Annotated in this window: 16 protein-coding genes; 8 read left to right on the forward strand and 8 right to left on the reverse strand. The window is 65.3% G+C overall.

Annotated features, from left to right (window positions below):
* Window positions 1–92: 92 nt before the first annotated feature.
* Together G9Q80_RS10170 and G9Q80_RS10175 are read right to left on the reverse strand one after the other, a co-directional pair.
* Window positions 93–656: a holin family protein gene (locus G9Q80_RS10170; protein ID WP_184757084.1), complete on the reverse strand. Its 564-nt coding sequence runs from the start codon at window positions 654–656 to the stop codon at window positions 93–95.
* A complete protein-coding gene (locus G9Q80_RS10175) occupies window positions 647–1,270 on the reverse strand; it encodes a holin-associated N-acetylmuramidase (protein WP_232788196.1) in 624 nt (207 codons plus the stop codon). Before G9Q80_RS10175 ends, G9Q80_RS10170 begins: the two co-directional genes overlap by 10 nt.
* Window positions 1,271–1,353: 83 nt before the next feature.
* On the opposite strand from G9Q80_RS10175, the gene G9Q80_RS10180 reads away from it, so the two are divergent.
* Window positions 1,354–1,779, forward strand: a complete 426-nt coding sequence (locus G9Q80_RS10180) for a cupin domain-containing protein (RefSeq protein WP_088715032.1) — start codon at window positions 1,354–1,356, stop codon at window positions 1,777–1,779.
* Window positions 1,780–1,840: 61 nt separating this feature from the next.
* Here the strand turns inward: G9Q80_RS10180 and G9Q80_RS10185 are convergent, their stop codons facing one another.
* The 4 genes from G9Q80_RS10185 to zwf form a co-directional block, all read right to left on the reverse strand.
* Entirely contained in the window at window positions 1,841–2,434 is a 594-nt protein-coding gene (locus tag G9Q80_RS10185) for a PRC-barrel domain-containing protein (RefSeq protein WP_088715033.1), read from the reverse strand.
* A gap of 95 nt (window positions 2,435–2,529) precedes the next feature.
* Entirely contained in the window at window positions 2,530–4,113 is a 1,584-nt protein-coding gene (gene pgi / locus G9Q80_RS10190; RefSeq protein ID WP_088715034.1) for a glucose-6-phosphate isomerase, read from the reverse strand.
* A gap of 94 nt (window positions 4,114–4,207) precedes the next feature.
* On the reverse strand, window positions 4,208–4,885 hold the full coding sequence (pgl, locus tag G9Q80_RS10195; RefSeq protein WP_088668971.1) for a 6-phosphogluconolactonase: 678 nt from the start codon (window positions 4,883–4,885) through the stop codon (window positions 4,208–4,210).
* 28 nt (window positions 4,886–4,913) lie between these two features.
* Window positions 4,914–6,368, reverse strand: coding sequence for a glucose-6-phosphate dehydrogenase (gene zwf, locus G9Q80_RS10200; RefSeq protein WP_043139862.1), 1,455 nt, complete (start codon window positions 6,366–6,368; stop codon window positions 4,914–4,916).
* Between the two features lie 218 nt (window positions 6,369–6,586).
* On the opposite strand from zwf, the gene G9Q80_RS10205 reads away from it, so the two are divergent.
* The 3 genes from G9Q80_RS10205 to G9Q80_RS10215 all read left to right on the forward strand — a co-directional run bounded on the left by G9Q80_RS10205 (window position 6,587) and on the right by G9Q80_RS10215 (window position 9,021).
* The gene (locus tag G9Q80_RS10205; RefSeq protein ID WP_088715035.1) at window positions 6,587–7,534 is read left to right on the forward strand and encodes a radical SAM protein; all 948 of its coding nucleotides are present in this window, start codon (window positions 6,587–6,589) and stop codon (window positions 7,532–7,534) included.
* A 102-nt stretch (window positions 7,535–7,636) separates the two neighbouring features.
* Window positions 7,637–8,578 (forward strand): nucleoside hydrolase, encoded by a 942-nt coding sequence (locus G9Q80_RS10210; RefSeq protein WP_088715036.1) that lies wholly within the window; start codon window positions 7,637–7,639, stop codon window positions 8,576–8,578.
* Window positions 8,575–9,021 (forward strand): GNAT family N-acetyltransferase, encoded by a 447-nt coding sequence (locus tag G9Q80_RS10215; protein ID WP_088715037.1) that lies wholly within the window; start codon window positions 8,575–8,577, stop codon window positions 9,019–9,021. Before G9Q80_RS10210 ends, G9Q80_RS10215 begins: the two co-directional genes overlap by 4 nt.
* Before the next feature lie 7 nt (window positions 9,022–9,028).
* Here the strand turns inward: G9Q80_RS10215 and G9Q80_RS10220 are convergent, their stop codons facing one another.
* Window positions 9,029–9,565, reverse strand: coding sequence for a CBS domain-containing protein (locus tag G9Q80_RS10220; protein WP_168246455.1), 537 nt, complete (start codon window positions 9,563–9,565; stop codon window positions 9,029–9,031).
* A 99-nt stretch (window positions 9,566–9,664) separates the two neighbouring features.
* Between G9Q80_RS10220 and G9Q80_RS10225 the strand changes: the two genes are divergently transcribed.
* Window positions 9,665–11,083 carry a protein adenylyltransferase SelO gene (locus G9Q80_RS10225; RefSeq protein WP_088715038.1) on the forward strand — a complete coding sequence of 473 codons (1,419 nt, stop codon included), beginning with the start codon at window positions 9,665–9,667 and terminating at the stop codon, window positions 11,081–11,083.
* 51 nt (window positions 11,084–11,134) lie between these two features.
* Here the strand turns inward: G9Q80_RS10225 and G9Q80_RS10230 are convergent, their stop codons facing one another.
* Window positions 11,135–12,070, reverse strand: a complete 936-nt coding sequence (locus tag G9Q80_RS10230; RefSeq protein ID WP_232788197.1) for a DMT family transporter — start codon at window positions 12,068–12,070, stop codon at window positions 11,135–11,137.
* 120 nt (window positions 12,071–12,190) lie between these two features.
* Here G9Q80_RS10230 and G9Q80_RS10235 point away from each other — a divergent pair, with 120 nt between their 5' ends.
* The 3 genes from G9Q80_RS10235 to G9Q80_RS10245 are packed head-to-tail and all read left to right on the forward strand — an operon-like array spanning window position 12,191 to window position 14,389.
* Complete coding sequence (locus G9Q80_RS10235; protein ID WP_088715039.1) at window positions 12,191–13,045, forward strand: tellurite resistance TerB family protein; 855 nt, start codon at window positions 12,191–12,193, stop codon at window positions 13,043–13,045.
* A gap of 7 nt (window positions 13,046–13,052) precedes the next feature.
* Window positions 13,053–13,979, forward strand: a complete 927-nt coding sequence (locus tag G9Q80_RS10240) for a DMT family transporter (RefSeq protein ID WP_088715040.1) — start codon at window positions 13,053–13,055, stop codon at window positions 13,977–13,979.
* Complete coding sequence (locus G9Q80_RS10245) at window positions 13,976–14,389, forward strand: Fur family transcriptional regulator (protein WP_043139880.1); 414 nt, start codon at window positions 13,976–13,978, stop codon at window positions 14,387–14,389. The genes G9Q80_RS10240 and G9Q80_RS10245 overlap by 4 nt, the downstream gene beginning before the upstream one ends.
* Window positions 14,390–14,514 lie beyond the last annotated feature (125 nt).

The raw sequence follows: 14,514 nt of genomic DNA on the forward strand, positions 1-14,514 counted from the left end.
ATTGTCGCAATGATATGCGTGCCGCCCTGCTCCATCAAAAAGCCGCGCCCCCGTGCAGGAGCGCGGCCATCGAAATGAAACTTGGAGATTGGCTAGCCGGCGGTCCGCCTCCAGTCGGCAAGCGCCGGGTTGTCCGATGGCACCTCGAAAGTCGCGGTTTCGACCGGGGCATCGGCATCCGGAGTCACATTTCGCAGCGCCTCGACATCCTTGACCGTCTGCACCACTTGCGGGACCGCCGCCATCGTCACCGCCAGGTCACGCTGGAAATCCTGCCCCTTGGCCTGGTGGCGCGCGCCGAAGTAGAAACTGACGATGGCCGCCAGCAGCCACCACAGGGGCTCTGGCACCAGCGCGATGCCCGCCATGCGCGCCGCGAACCAGACCGGATCGACCATCGCCGCCACGAACATGCCCAGCGTCCCCAGGGCCATCGCCGGACGCGGAACGCGGTTCAGTGCGTCCATCAGCCTGTCGAACCAGCCGCGACGGCGAATGCGGAACTCGCCCGCCATCTGCGCCAGCGCCGCGGCCTGTGCCTCGGCGCCGCGCTGCGCCTGGGCCTCGGCATTGACGCGGAACACCTCCGCCGTCTCCGTCACCACGTTGCGGCCAGAGCCGAACAGCACACCAAGAAGCTGACCGATCAGCCCCATGCCGCCACCCGTGCGTGAAACTCGGCCTCCGTCATGTGGTACTTGGGCGCGATGAACTCCTCGGCGCGCTTGATCCAGCCGCCTTTGCCGCCGGCGCGGGTCCGCGCGTACTTGCGCGACGCCGGGCGGTTGTCGGCGATGCGGAAGTAATAGTTGCGCCGCGCGATCCCGTAGGCGTCCGCCATGTGATGTGGCGCCTTTGCAAAGGCGCGCGCCGTAGCGGCGACAGTCTGCGGCCCGATGGCCCCATCCACCGTCACCTGTTCGCCCATCTGGTTCAGCAACCGCTGCAGGATCTTTACCGCGTTGCCACCCGCATTCACGTACATGTCAAAGACCGTGGCGTGCAGCGGCTCCGGCAATTCGGCGATGCGCGGTTTCAGGAAGTAATGTGTCAGGAAGATCGTCACCGCCTGTTCGCGGGTGATCTGGCGCACATCGGCGGCATCGACGCGCCCGTTGCCATCCAGGTCCAGCCCAAGACGGCGCATTGTATGTATCGTGACACCATATTTCGTGGCACCGCCCGGATCGTCCGGATCGTTGACATATCCGCCCTCGCGGGCAACGATTTCCTCGGCCATCCTGAGGACACGGGGGGTCAGAGTCGACATCCAGTCTCTCCTGCTCGGTTCACTCTCGATGGCCTGAGGGTGCGCCGCAGCTCTTAACCAATCCTCACAGGACCGTACGTTGCATGACCGCTGACGAGATCATCGCCCTTCTGGGCCTGTCACCGCACCCCGAAGGCGGGCATTACAGGCAGACATGGGAGGCCGACACCGGCAGCGGCGAGCGCGCGCCGGGAACCTGCATCTATTTCCTGCTGAAAGGGGAAGAGCGCAGCCATTGGCACCGCGTCGATGCCGGCGAGATCTGGCACTACTACGCCGGCAGCCCGCTGCGCCTGATGCGGTCCGCAACCGACAATGGCCCACGCGACGACATGGTTTTGGGACCGGACCTGGCCAGGGGTCAGCGCCCGCAGGGCATCGTCGAAGCCGGTCACTGGCAGGCCGCGCACTCCCTGGGCGACTGGACCCTTGTGGGCTGCACCGTCTCACCTGGCTTCCGCTTCGAAGGTTTCGAACTCGCCGCGCCGGGGTTCAACATTCCCGGATGACGCGCACGAAAACGCCCGGGGCACTGGGCCCCGGGCGCAATTGCTTTGCCCTTGCAGCGAGTTACTCCACCCGTTCCATTTCGGACAGCTGATCGCTGGTGAACGGCGTGACGACGGCGTAATCCGCCTCGCTCACCATGATCATCTTGGTTTCATCCATCGGCAGCATGACAAACTTGTCACCCACCCCCAGGAAACCGCCGACCTCGGCCACGAGGCCCATGATCTCGCCGTTCTCGTCGACGATGAAATCGTCGATCGAGCCGATGCGCGTCCATTCGTCGGCCACGGTGTCATAGCTCACGTTCACGTCCCAATCGACGCTTTCCGAGGCGGACAGGGTGTAGATCGGCGCACCGACGATCACCGAGGCCTTGACCGGCGCGGTCAGCCCGGTGTCCGCCTTTGCCGTATCCGTGGCATCCGCTTTTGGTGCGGCCGGATCGTCGCTCTCGGCCATATCCTTGTCGGTCATCTCCGGATCGTCGGATTTGGCGACGTCCGGGTCAGCGGCCATCGGATCCGCGGTGTCGGCCTGCTCCATCGGCATCGGGTCGGCGGCCGGGTCCATCGCATCACCGGTTTCGTGGCTTTCCGCCAGAGCGACAGCGGGGATGAGAGCGGTTGTAGCGACGGTCATCATGAAGCGTTTCATGTTGAACTCCTTCCGTTTTTTCCGTTCGATCTGCCTGAAGAACGTGTCTCTTTTCGCTCATGTTCCCCGCTATATTTTTTTCGACTGCCGGAACTTCAGCCGCGTCCGTGCGTATGCACGAACTCCAAAAGCTGGGCGGTCGACGCGTCCTTTCCCTCGACCGGCGCAGCCCCCGTCACCATCGGCCCAAGGGCGGTCGCAAGCTCCTTGCCCAGCTCCACCCCCCATTGGTCGAAGGAGTTGATGCCCAGAATCACCCCTTCGACAAAAACCCGGTGTTCATAAAGCGCGATGATCTTGCCCAGCGTTTCGGGGTCCAGCAGCGGATAGATCAACGTGGTCGACGGACGATTGCCCGGGAACACCCGGTGCCGCGCCTGCCGTTCCAACTCGTCGCCTTCGAACTTGTCCGCCACCTTGCCGCGCGCCTCGTTCAGCGACCGGCCGCGCATCAGTGCCTCGGACTGGGCAAGGCAGTTGGCCACCAGCAGGTCGTGGTGATGTTTCAGATCAGCTTCATGGCCTTTTGCCGCGACAAGAAATTCCGCCGGGATCACCCGCGTGCCCTGGTGAATCAGTTGGTAAAAGGCGTGCTGACCGTTCGTGCCCGGCTCTCCCCAGACCACCGGACCGGAGTGATAGGGCAGATCGGCGCCGTCCATGCTGACGCCCTTGCCATTCGATTCCATTTCCAGCTGTTGCAGGTAGGCGGGCAGGCGCAGCAATCGGTTGTCATAGGGCAGCACCGCGCGCGTGGCATGGCCCAGCACCTGGTTGTGCCAGATGCCCACCAGCGCCAGCAGCACCGGCAGGTTCTCGGCCAGGGGTGCCGTCTGAAAATGGCGGTCCATCTTCATGCCGCCGGTCAGGAAGGCGCGAAACCCCTCCGGCCCCACTGCCAGCATCAGCGACAGACCGATCGGCCCCCAGACCGAGTAGCGTCCGCCGACCCAGTCCTCGAATCCGAACACGCGCTCCGCCGGAATTCCGAATTCCGCTGCCTTTTCCTTGTTCGACGACAGCGCCACGAAACGCCCCTCGTCCGACACGCCCTTGCCGGCCAGCCAGGCCTTGGCGGTGCGCGCGTTGGTCATCGTCTCGATGGTGGTGAAGGTCTTGGAGGCAACGATGAACAGCGTTGTTTCGGGGTTACACAGCGCCAGCTTGTCCGCAATATCTGCGCCATCGACATTCGACACGAAATGCGTGCGCGGCCCGTCGTGATAAGGCGCCAGCGCCAGCGTCGCCATGACCGGGCCAAGGTCTGAGCCGCCGATGCCGATATTGACGACATCCGTGATGCCCGAGCCGCGAACCTCGCGCGCCAGGGCCTCCATGCGGCCCAGCGTCTCCAGCACCGGCGGCATCACGTCCACGCCATCCACCCGCACTTCGGCCCCGTCCAGGTTGCGCAGCGCTGTGTGCAGCACCGCGCGCCCCTCGGTCTCGTTGATCTTTTCCCCGGCGAACATCGCGTCCCGACGGGCCGCCACGCCGCGCGCCTCGGCTAGGGCCAGCAGGCCTGCGCGCACCTCGGCGTCGATCTGCGTCTTGGAATAGTCGAAGAGCATATCCTCTGCGGACAAAGAGAACGCCCCTGCCCGGCCCTCATCCGCGAACAGCGTTTCGATCCGGCGCTCGCCGATGCCTGTGGCCAGTGTTTTCAGTTCTTCGAACATTCCATCCCCCTCGCCGCCCGTGATGCGACCCTTTGAACATGTGCCCACCCCATAGCAGGCAAAAAATGACAGATTTGCGACCCCGGCGCGCAGCTTACGGCGCCCAGTGCACCCGCGCCTCGGACAGGACCGCGTTGATCGGCGCCTCTGCGACCGGTTTGCCGCGCGCGCTTTCCAGCGCGGCACGCTTGTCCTCGCCAAAGATCAGGACGTGTTTGGACAGCGCCCCGTTCAGCACCGGGGCGCTCAACGTGATGCGCGGCTCGGGCGCGCCCGGCGCCCGCATTGGCAGCAGGACGGGCGCTTTGGCGGACAGGGCCTCTTCCAGCCGGTCCGCCCCCGGAAAGATCGAAGCCGTGTGCAGATCGGCCCCCATGCCCAGAAGAACCACCGCCAGAGGCAGTTCCTCGGCAATTGGCGCCTGCAGCGCCTCTAGCGCCCCTTCCGGCTGTTCCGCCGGGGCATAGAGCGGCAGGTACCGCGCCGCTTGCGCCCGATTGATCAGCAGCCGCTCACGCAGAAGGCCGGTGTTCGACCGCGGGCTGTCCTCTGGCACCCAGCGTTCATCGGTCAGCAGCACGTCGACACGCGACCAGTCAAGGTCGACGGTGTTCAGATCGTCGAAGACCGGCCCGGGCGAGGTCCCGCCCGGCACCGCGAAACCGACCCGGTCGCGCTGGGACAGGGCCTGCCGCAAATCGCCGGCCAGTTGGTTGGCCAGGTCGATGACCAGCATCTCCCGGTCCTGGTACTCGATGAATTCGTAACTCATGCTCCCGGCCTCCCTTGCCTTGCCAGGCTCATACGCGGATGTCGCGCCAGCGGCGCCCGTCGCGATGCATCAGCATCAACGCATCATCCGGCCCGGCCGAGCCCGGGTCATAGGGTTTCGGCACCTCGCCCCGGCTCTGCCATCCGGCGATGATCGGGTCGGTCCAGGCCCAGGCGGCCTCGACCTCGTCACCGCGCATGAACAGGGTCTGATTGCCCCGGATCACGTCCATGATCAACCGCTCGTAGGCATCGGGAACCTCTTCCGCTTCCGGCCCCAGCGCCTCGGCAAAGCTCATGTCCAGCGGCACATCCACCAGCCGCATGCCGCCCGGCCCCGGTTCCTTGATGGTCACGCCCAGTGTCATGCCCTCATTGGGCTGCAACCGGATCGACAACACGTTGCGATGCGTGCCCGCCTCGGGGCCAAAGATCGAATGCGGTGCATCCTTGAAGACCACGGCGATCTCGCTGGCCCGGGCCCGCAGCTTCTTGCCCGTGCGCAGGTAGAAGGGCGTTCCGGCCCAACGCCAGTTCGAGATATGACATTTCATCGCGACGAAACTCTCGGTGGTCGACCGCGGATTTTCCACATGTGCGCGATAACCGGGTTGGTCGTCATCCGCGTCGTATTGGCCGCGCACGATATGATGATAGTCCACCGGGTCCAGCGCCCGGATCACTTTGAGCTTTTCGTCCCGCACCGAATCCGGCTCGAACCGCGCGGGCGGTTCCATCGCGATCAGGCACAGCAACTGCATCAGGTGGTTCTGCACCATGTCCCGCATGGCGCCGGACTTGTCGTAGTAGCCACCACGCCCGCCCACGTCGACGGTTTCGGCCACGGTGATCTGGATGTGATCGACGTATTGCGCGTTCCACAGCGGTTCGAACAGCATGTTGCCGAACCGTACCGCCATCAGGTTCTGGACCGTTTCCTTGCCCAGGTAGTGGTCGATCCGATAGATCTGATCCTCGTGAAAGTGCTGGCGCAGGGTCGCGTTCAGCGCTTTGGCGCTGTCCAGGTCATGTCCAAAGGGTTTCTCGACCACCACGCGGCTTTCGTCATCCGCCAGCCCGAAATGCCGCAGCCGTTCCGCCAGCGCACCGAACAGCGCCGGCCCAACCGAGAAATAAAACGCCCGCACCGTCCCCGGCCGCAGATGTGTCTTCAGCGCCTCCCAGCCACCTTCCCCCATCGCGTCGACCGCCTCGTAGTCGATACGTTCGAGGAATTGTTCCAGCGTGCCGTCCTCGCAATGACGGCCACCGCCGAACTCGCGCGTGGCCTCGGCCACCATGCGCCGAAACCCTTCGGTGTCCATGTCGCTGCGAGCGGCACCGATGATCCGTGCGTCCTCGGGCATCTGGCCGCTGCAAAAGCGCCTGAACAGCCCCGGCAGGATCTTGCGCCGGGCCAGATCGCCCGTCGCCCCGAAAATCACCAGATCGAAAGGGTCGACCGGAATTACGCGTGAAACCATGAGTCCCCTGCCTTTCCTGTTGGGCGGCGCGGGCCGCCTCTTGCCTTCGGCAATGTTCCGTTAGCGCTAACGCATCCTGTTCGCGCTTCGAATACCCCATGTTCGTTTCAAAGTCTAACACCCAATTGATGCATCACAATGGCGTCAGGCGGAATCTTGTGACTGGCACAGGCTTTGCCTACTGCGTACGCCTTGGGTGACGAATTGAAGGACTGGAAATGAAAGACGCTTCCACCGCCAATATCGACAAGTTCAAGGACCCGGCCCACACCGCCAAGGGTGAGCCGCGCGCGCATGTGGCCCTGTCCGATCCCCAGACGCTGTGGTTCAACACCGGCACGCTCTGCAATATCGAATGCCTGAACTGCTACATCGAAAGCTCGCCCGATAACGACAAGCTGGTCTATATCACCGCGGACGAAGTCACCGAGTATCTCGACCAGCTTGAGGCGCGAAACTGGGGTGTGGCTGAGATCGGATTCACCGGGGGCGAGCCCTTCATGAATCCCCAGATGATCGAAATGACTCGCCGCAGCCTCGCCCGGGGGTACCAGGTCCTGATTCTGACCAATGCCATGCGGCCGATGATGCGCCCCATCGTGCGCGAAGGACTGCAGGCACTACAGGCGGAATATGGCGACCGGCTCACGCTGCGCATCTCGCTTGATCACTGGTCGGCGCGCCAACACGATGCCGAACGTGGCGCGGGCACATTCGAGAAAACACTCGAAGGGATGCGCTGGCTGCGCGATACCGGCATCCGCATGGCGGTCGCCGGCCGCACCATGTGGGACGAGACCGAAGCGCAGTCGCGCGATGGCTTCGCCCGCCTGTTCCGGACCGAGGGGTTCGACATCGACGCACATGATCCGGGCATGACCGTCCTCTTCCCGGAAATGGATCTCAGCGTCGAGGTGCCAGAGATCACCACCGCCTGCTGGGGCATTCTCGACAAGCATCCGACACAGGTGATGTGTTCCTCCTCGCGCATGGTGGTCAAGCGCAAGGGCGCCGCACGCCCCTCTGTCGTGGCCTGCACCCTCCTGCCCTACGAGCCGGAATTCGACCTGGGCGAAACCCTTGAGGCGGCAGAACGCGACGTCTCGCTGAACCATCCCCATTGCGCCAAGTTCTGCGTCCTTGGCGGGGCCAGCTGTTCCGCCTAGCGGCTGGACACGACGTCCCGGCAAGCCCCCGCCGAACCGCCGATCCAGCTTGCGCCGCCCCCTGCCCCGTGTCACTCCTCCGGCACCGAGCAGGAGAGACAGATGGCAGCGCGCAAGATCATCATCGACACCGACCCCGGCCAGGACGACGCCGTGGCCATCCTCCTGGCCCTTGCATCACCCGCCGAGCTCGAGGTCCTGGGAATCACCGCCGTCGCCGGCAACGTGCCCTTGGAACTCACCGCGCGGAACGCCCGCATGGTCTGCGAGTTGGCGGGCAAGCCCGAGACCCCTGTCTTTGCCGGATGCGACAGGCCCCTTGCGCATGACCTGGTCACCGCCGAACATGTCCACGGCAAGACCGGCCTCGACGGACCCGACCTGCCCGAGCCGACCATGCCGCTGCAGGACGGCGATGCCGTCGACTTCATCATCGACACCCTGCGCGCCCAGCCGGAAAAGACTGTTACGCTCTGCCCTCTGGGTCCGCTGACCAACATCGCTGCTGCCCTGCAACGCGCGCCCGACATCGCGACGCGCATCCAGGAAATCGTCCTGATGGGCGGCGCCTACTTCGAGGTGGGCAACATCACGCCCGCTGCCGAGTTCAACATCTACGTCGACCCGGAAGCCGCTGAAATCGTGTTCAAATGCGGCGCACCGATCACCGTCATGCCGCTGGACGTGACGCACAAGGCGCTGGTCACATCCGCCCGGAACGAGGCCTTTCGCGCCCTCGGAACCCCGGTCGGCATCGCCGTCGCCCAGATGACCGATTTCTTCGAACGCTTCGACAAGGAAAAGTACGGATCGGACGGTGCCCCGCTGCACGACCCCTGTGTCACCGCCTACCTGCTGCAACCCGATCTCTTTTCAGGACGGTTCATCAACGTCGAGACCGAGACCCGCTCCGACCTGACGCGCGGCATGACGGTGGCTGACTGGTGGGGCGTCACCGACCGCGCCCCCAACGCCATGTTCATGGGCGATGTCGATGCAGACGGCTTTTTCGCCCTGCTGACCGAAAGGCTGGCGCGGCTATGAAATCCCTCCACCTCGCTGGCGAAGCGGATGCTGACAAGCTGCTGCCGCTCGTCGCAGCCTTCCATACCGAAATGGGCTATGGCACCGACGACGAGCATCGCGCCACCGCCATCTCGCCGTTGCTGCAGGGATCGCCCCACGGCGCCGCCTGGCTGATCGGCCCGCGCCGCGCACCGGTAGGCTATATCGTGCTGACCTTCGGATGGTCGGTCGAGTTCGGTGGGCTGGATGCCATCGTTGATGAGCTGTACGTCCGCCCCGCCGTGCGCGGGCGTGGCATGGGGATCGAGGCGCTGGACGGCATCGCCAAGGCCATGCGCGAGGCGGGCGTGCGTGCCCTGCACCTGGAAGTCGACCGCGAGGACGAACGCGCGCAGCGCTTCTATGGCCGCGCGCGTTTCAAGCCCCGTGATCGCTACATCTTCATGAGCCGGGTGCTCTGAGCCCGGCTCACATCGCGCTCACGACGATCACCATGAGGATCGAGTAGAGCATGATGCCCCCGCCGATCAGCCAGATCGGATAGTTGCGCCCGACGCTTGCCTTGGCCAGCTCCTTGGCCTGGTAGATCAGGTCGGGCCATGTGTAGCTGACAAAATCGCCCTGGGTGAAGACCGCCTTGATGCGCTCGTGCTCGTCCACCACCGGCAGGCGGCGGAAGCGCTCGTTCGACATGATGCGCAGCCAGTCGATGACCTCGTCGGTTTCCCGCGCCACGCGTGGATCGCGGGTCGTGATCTCCTCCAGCGTCAGGCTGGCGGCGTCGGCATTCCGGGCCACGACCTTGCGAAGGATGTCGCGTTCCGTTGCCACGCCCAACACGCGATTGTCCGGATCCACCACGACAACCGAACCGAAATTGCGTTCGTTCATCGCCTGCGCGGCGGTCGTGACCAGCGTGTCCGGCGAAAACGTCAGCGGCTGCGGCTTCGAGGCAAACTCGGGCCGGTCCATCAGGCGCATCGCGTAGGCATTGTCCGTCTGCATCGTCTTGCTCCTGTTCGTTGCGTCCCCGACAACCATAGCCCTCGGACAGCCAGGGCAAGACTGCTGGCGCAACCGTGATCGGGCCCCTATATCTCGGGCATGACCTTGCAGATCCCCTTCGACAATTCCTATGCCCGCCTGCCCGAGGGCTTCTTTGCGCGTCTCGGCCCCACCCCGGTCAAGGCGCCGCAAACCGTGGCCTTCAACCACGACCTGGCCGATCTCCTTGGCATTACCGGCGCCGAGGACCCCGCGCTGGCAGCCCAATTCGGCGGCAACGCCGTGCCGGAAGGGGCCGAGCCGCTGGCCCAGCTTTATGCCGGCCACCAGTTCGGGCAGTTCAACCCCCAGCTGGGCGACGGACGCGCCCTGCTGCTGGGCGAGGTCGTCGGCACCGATGGCATCCGCCGGGACATCCAGCTCAAGGGCTCCGGCCCGACCCCCTTCTCTCGCCGTGGCGATGGCCGGGCCTGGCTGGGACCGGTCCTGCGTGAATACGTCGTCTCCGAGGCGATGCACGCGCTTGGCGTCCCGACAACCCGCGCGCTGGCCGCGATCCGCACGGGCGAGGAGGTCATCCGCGAACGTCCCCTTCCCGGCGCCGTCCTGACCCGCGTGGCGCAAAGCCATATCCGGGTGGGCACCTTCCAGGTCTTTGCCGCGCGCCAGGACAACGATCGTCTGCAGACGCTCTACGACTACACGGTCGACCGCCACTACCCGGATGCACGCGACCCGCTGGACCTGCTGAACGGCGTGATCGAACGGCAGGCGCAGCTGGTGACGCAATGGATGGGCGTCGGTTTCATCCACGGGGTGATGAACACCGACAACTGTGCGCTGTCCGGCGAAACCATCGACTACGGGCCTTGCGCCTTCATGGATGCCTATGACCCGGACACGGTGTTTTCCTCGATCGATCGGTTCGGCCGCTACGGCTATGCCGCTCAGGCCGATATCATCGTCTGGAACATGGCGCAGCTGGCCACCGCGCTGGTTCCGCTGATGCCCGACACCGACAAGGCTGTCGTGGATTTCACCAAGGCCGTGCACGCCATGCCCGACCGTCTGCGCGCGCTTTGGCTGGAGCGGTTCGGGGCCAAGATCGGCCTGTCCACCCCGACGCAGGAGGACCTGTCGCTGATCGGCGACCTGTTGACCCTGATGCATAAGGGCGGCGCCGATTTCACCAATACCTTCCGCGCCCTGACGGATGGCGATGCTCGCGACCAGTTCACCGACCGTGCGGGCTTTGGCGCATGGGAGGCACGCTGGCAGGCGAGACTGGAACAGGAGGAGACCCCGCAGGCGCTGATGCGCGCGGTGAACCCGGTTCTTATCCCCCGCAACCATCGAGTCGAACAGATGATCGAGGCCGCAGTGGCGGGCGACGATGCGCCATTCCACCGCCTGAACGCCGCGCTTTCGGCGCCATTCGACCTGAACGAAAGCTATGCCGACCTGCGCCGCCCGCCGTCGAGCGGCGAAAAGGTCCGTGCGACCTTTTGCGGGACATGACCCACCGGACGTGACCCCGCCCCGGGCCTGACCCGGGGCCTCTGCCCAAGCCTAGCCTTCTTTGCGCAGAGTCTCCTGCCCGGGACCGGGCGGGACCTCTGCCCGCGTCTTGCGGCGCCGGTTGATCAGCACGATCCCCACGGCCGTCAGCGCCAATGCGCCCAGGAAATCCGGCCCCACCGGCTCGTCGAAGACCAGCCAGCCGAAGACCACGGCCAAGACCGGGGACAGAAAACTGAAAGAGGCAATGTCCGACGCCGGATAGATCCCCATCAACCGTAACCAGAACAGGAAGCCGAGCGAAGCCACCAAAGTCCCGTAAACCAGCCCGAAAAGGCTCAACAGGTCGGTCTCTCGCCACAGCGGTCCAAAGAGCGGCGCCACCACGCAGAGCACCACCGCCGAGACCGCAAGCTGCCAGAACAGCTGTCCCTCGGCATTCAGCTCCGAGGTGCGAGTCAAACGTACGTTCAGTGCAATTCCCGCCCAGGCCCATGAGGCCAGCAGCGCCAGCAGGTCGCCGCGGATGTCCCCCGCCCCCCGGCTCTGCGGATCCGCCAGCGCCCAGCCCACCCCGGCCATCGCCAGAACCAGCCCCAGCAGACGCCGCGAAGACAGCCGCTCACCCGGCAGGGTGAAATGCGCCACCAGGGCCAGCCAGACAGGCATGGCGTAAAAGGTGATCGAGGCGCGCGAGACGCTGGTCAGGTCCAGCGAGGTGAACAACAGGATGAACTCGACACTGAACAGACCACCCAGAAACAGCCCCGACCACAGCGTGCGCCGCAAGCCTGTGATCCGCCGACCGCTGACCAGCAGCCAGATCCCCAGCACCGCCAGCGCCAGGGTCGAGCGCAGCCCCGCCGCAAAGACCGGGCCGATCCCGGCATTGGTCAGCTTGATCGCCACCTGGTTGAAAGCCAGGACATTGGCAAAAACCACCATCCCCACCGCACCGGCGAGGTCCATCTGTTGCTTGCGTTCCATGCCCTCTTGGACACCCGGACGCCGGCAAGGTCAATCCGCCGCCGACGCTCCCCCTGTGCGCGGCGGCAAACATCTGTCACAGTCTTCCAAGGGAGATCATCGGCTGAGAGGAGAAAGCACATGGGTCTGATGGGAACACTGGCAAAACTCGCCATCGGTTACGCCGCCGCACGCGGGGTCGATCGTCTGTCCGGCGGCCAGGGGCTTGGCAGTCTCCTGGGCGGCGGCGCGCAGGTTCCGGCGAAAACGCCGACCGCGACGCTGCAGGCACAGATGGGCAAGCTGATGGGCGGCCAGGCACCCCAGGGCGGCGGCTGGCAGGAGATGATGGAAGCGGCGCAGAAAAGCGGCTTTCCCGGCATGCCCGGCGCCGGTGGCGCAGGGGTCAATCCCTTGGCCGACATGATGAAGAACATGCAGACCGGTGGCATGGACCTGTCCGCCTTCACGGGCCAGGCCGGTAGCGGAAAGGGTGGCGGGCTGCTGTCGCAACTGGGCGAAGGTGGCTCCGGCATGGCCGGAATGCTTGCGGCCTTCGCGGGGTCGGCGGCCCAGGCCCAGGGCAAGGGCGCCGCCGGGTTGATGGACGCCATGAACGCCCATTCCACCGCGCCAGAGGCCGAAGCAGCCGCTGCCCTGATGCTGCGTGCGATGATCCAGGCCGCCAAGAGCGACGGCGGCATCGACAAGGCCGAACAGGCCAAGATCCTCGAAACACTGGGCGAGGATGCCGATCCCGAGGACCGCGCCTTCATCCAGGCGCAGCTGAAGGCCCCGGTCGATCCCGAGGCCTTGGCCTCGGAAGTCCCCGAAGCGCAGCGCATGCAGGTCTATTCCGCCTCGCTGATGACGATCCGCGTCGACACCCAGGCCGAGGCCGAATACCTCGACACACTCGCCAAGGCCATGCAGCTCGACGAGGCGGTGGTGAACATGCTGCACATGCAGATGGGCCTGCAACCGCTCTACGGTTAAGACATCCATGACACGCACCCCGGCCTTCGGCCTCGGCCTCGCGCTGGCCGGGGCGCTGATCCTGACACCCGACGCGCTGCTGATGCGGCTGTCGGGCATGTCCGGCTTTCAGATGCTGGGCTGGCGCGGGATCTGCATGGCACTCATCTTCCTCGCCGCCTGGGCCCTGACCAGCCGGACCCACCGCGCCGACCTGACCGGGGTTGCCGCGCCGACCGCGCTCATGGTGATTGCCTGCCACGCGCTGAACGCGATGCTGTTCCCGATCGGCATCGCTGTTTCACCGGTGGCGCCGGTGCTTCTCGGCGTGGCCAGCGTGCCGGTCTGGGCGGCGCTTCTGACCCGCCTCCTGCACGGCGAGACAACCTCGCGCGCCACCTGGATCGCCATTCTACTGGTGCTGGCCGGACTGACGCTCGCCGTGACGGACAAGGGCGCGGCTGCACTGGATGCAGCCGCACTGACGGGCGCCGCTTGCGGTCTTGGCGTGGCTTTCGCTCTGGCGCTCAACTTCGTCACCCTGCGTCATAATCCGGACATGCCCCTGCTGCTGGCCATCGGCCTGGGCGCTCTGATCGCCGGGACGACAGGCTGGGCCGTCACTGGCCCCGCGCAGATGACACAGGGCACGCTCTGGGCCATCCTCGTGGCCAGCATCCTGGTCCTGCCGCTGTCCTTCTTTGCCCTCAGCCAGGCGTCCCGCCACACCGCCGCCGCCAATGTCAGCCTTCTGTTGCTGCTCGAAACCGTGCTCGCCCCGATCTGGGTCTGGCTCGGCACCGGCGAGGCTCCTTCGCGCCGGATGATCCTGGGGGGCGCCGTGGTCATCGTCACCCTGGCCGTCTACGTCGCACGCGCCCGCCGCGTTCGAGGCTTGGCCTCGCCCGCCGCTTTGCCTAAAACGGGCGCCAGACCAACGACTCCGGGCCCATGACCGATAGCATCTCAGACCGCTGCACCGCCAAGGGCCTGCGCATGACCGACCAGCGCCGGACCATCGCCGAGGTGCTGGAACGCGCGACCGATCACCCGGACGTTGAGGATCTCTATGCCCGTGCCTCTGCACGCGATCCCAATATCTCGATCGCCACGGTCTATCGCACCGTCAAGCTCTTCGAAGAGGCCGGCATTCTCGAAAGGGTCGATTTCGGAGACGGCCGCGCCCGCTACGAGGACGCGGAACGCGAACACCACGATCACCTGATCGATCTCAACAGCGGCGAGGTGATCGAATTCGTCGATCCCGAGATCGAGGCACTTCAGGAAAAGATCGCGGAAAAACTGGGCTACCGGCTCAAAGGCCACCGCATGGAGCTCTACGGCGTCCCGCTCAAGAAACGCTGACAGGGCCCACCCCGACTGCCGATCTTAGTTCTGGTGAGGCCAGAAGCTGCACTCCACCGAGCCACCCTCACCCACGCGGGGCAAAACCGTCATCTGGCGAGATGCGGATAAGTGCGCGCGGAAGC

This window comes from Mameliella sp. LZ-28, assembly GCF_012274245.1.
In the GTDB taxonomy this organism is placed as follows: Bacteria; Pseudomonadota; Alphaproteobacteria; order Rhodobacterales; family Rhodobacteraceae; genus Antarctobacter; species Antarctobacter albus.

Coding starts and splice junctions, on each gene's coding strand:
- G9Q80_RS10170 (WP_184757084.1), bottom strand. CDS start 656: ATGGGGCTGATCGGTCAGCTTCTTGGTGTGCTGTTCGGCTCTGGCCGC.
- G9Q80_RS10175 (WP_232788196.1), bottom strand. CDS start 1,270: ATGTCGACTCTGACCCCCCGTGTCCTCAGGATGGCCGAGGAAATCGTT.
- G9Q80_RS10180 (WP_088715032.1), top strand. CDS start 1,354: ATGACCGCTGACGAGATCATCGCCCTTCTGGGCCTGTCACCGCACCCC.
- G9Q80_RS10185 (WP_088715033.1), bottom strand. CDS start 2,434: ATGAAACGCTTCATGATGACCGTCGCTACAACCGCTCTCATCCCCGCT.
- pgi (WP_088715034.1), bottom strand. CDS start 4,113: ATGTTCGAAGAACTGAAAACACTGGCCACAGGCATCGGCGAGCGCCGG.
- pgl (WP_088668971.1), bottom strand. CDS start 4,885: ATGAGTTACGAATTCATCGAGTACCAGGACCGGGAGATGCTGGTCATC.
- zwf (WP_043139862.1), bottom strand. CDS start 6,368: ATGGTTTCACGCGTAATTCCGGTCGACCCTTTCGATCTGGTGATTTTC.
- G9Q80_RS10205 (WP_088715035.1), top strand. CDS start 6,587: ATGAAAGACGCTTCCACCGCCAATATCGACAAGTTCAAGGACCCGGCC.
- G9Q80_RS10210 (WP_088715036.1), top strand. CDS start 7,637: ATGGCAGCGCGCAAGATCATCATCGACACCGACCCCGGCCAGGACGAC.
- G9Q80_RS10215 (WP_088715037.1), top strand. CDS start 8,575: ATGAAATCCCTCCACCTCGCTGGCGAAGCGGATGCTGACAAGCTGCTG.
- G9Q80_RS10220 (WP_168246455.1), bottom strand. CDS start 9,565: ATGCAGACGGACAATGCCTACGCGATGCGCCTGATGGACCGGCCCGAG.
- G9Q80_RS10225 (WP_088715038.1), top strand. CDS start 9,665: ATGACCTTGCAGATCCCCTTCGACAATTCCTATGCCCGCCTGCCCGAG.
- G9Q80_RS10230 (WP_232788197.1), bottom strand. CDS start 12,070: ATGGAACGCAAGCAACAGATGGACCTCGCCGGTGCGGTGGGGATGGTG.
- G9Q80_RS10235 (WP_088715039.1), top strand. CDS start 12,191: ATGGGTCTGATGGGAACACTGGCAAAACTCGCCATCGGTTACGCCGCC.
- G9Q80_RS10240 (WP_088715040.1), top strand. CDS start 13,053: ATGACACGCACCCCGGCCTTCGGCCTCGGCCTCGCGCTGGCCGGGGCG.
- G9Q80_RS10245 (WP_043139880.1), top strand. CDS start 13,976: ATGACCGATAGCATCTCAGACCGCTGCACCGCCAAGGGCCTGCGCATG.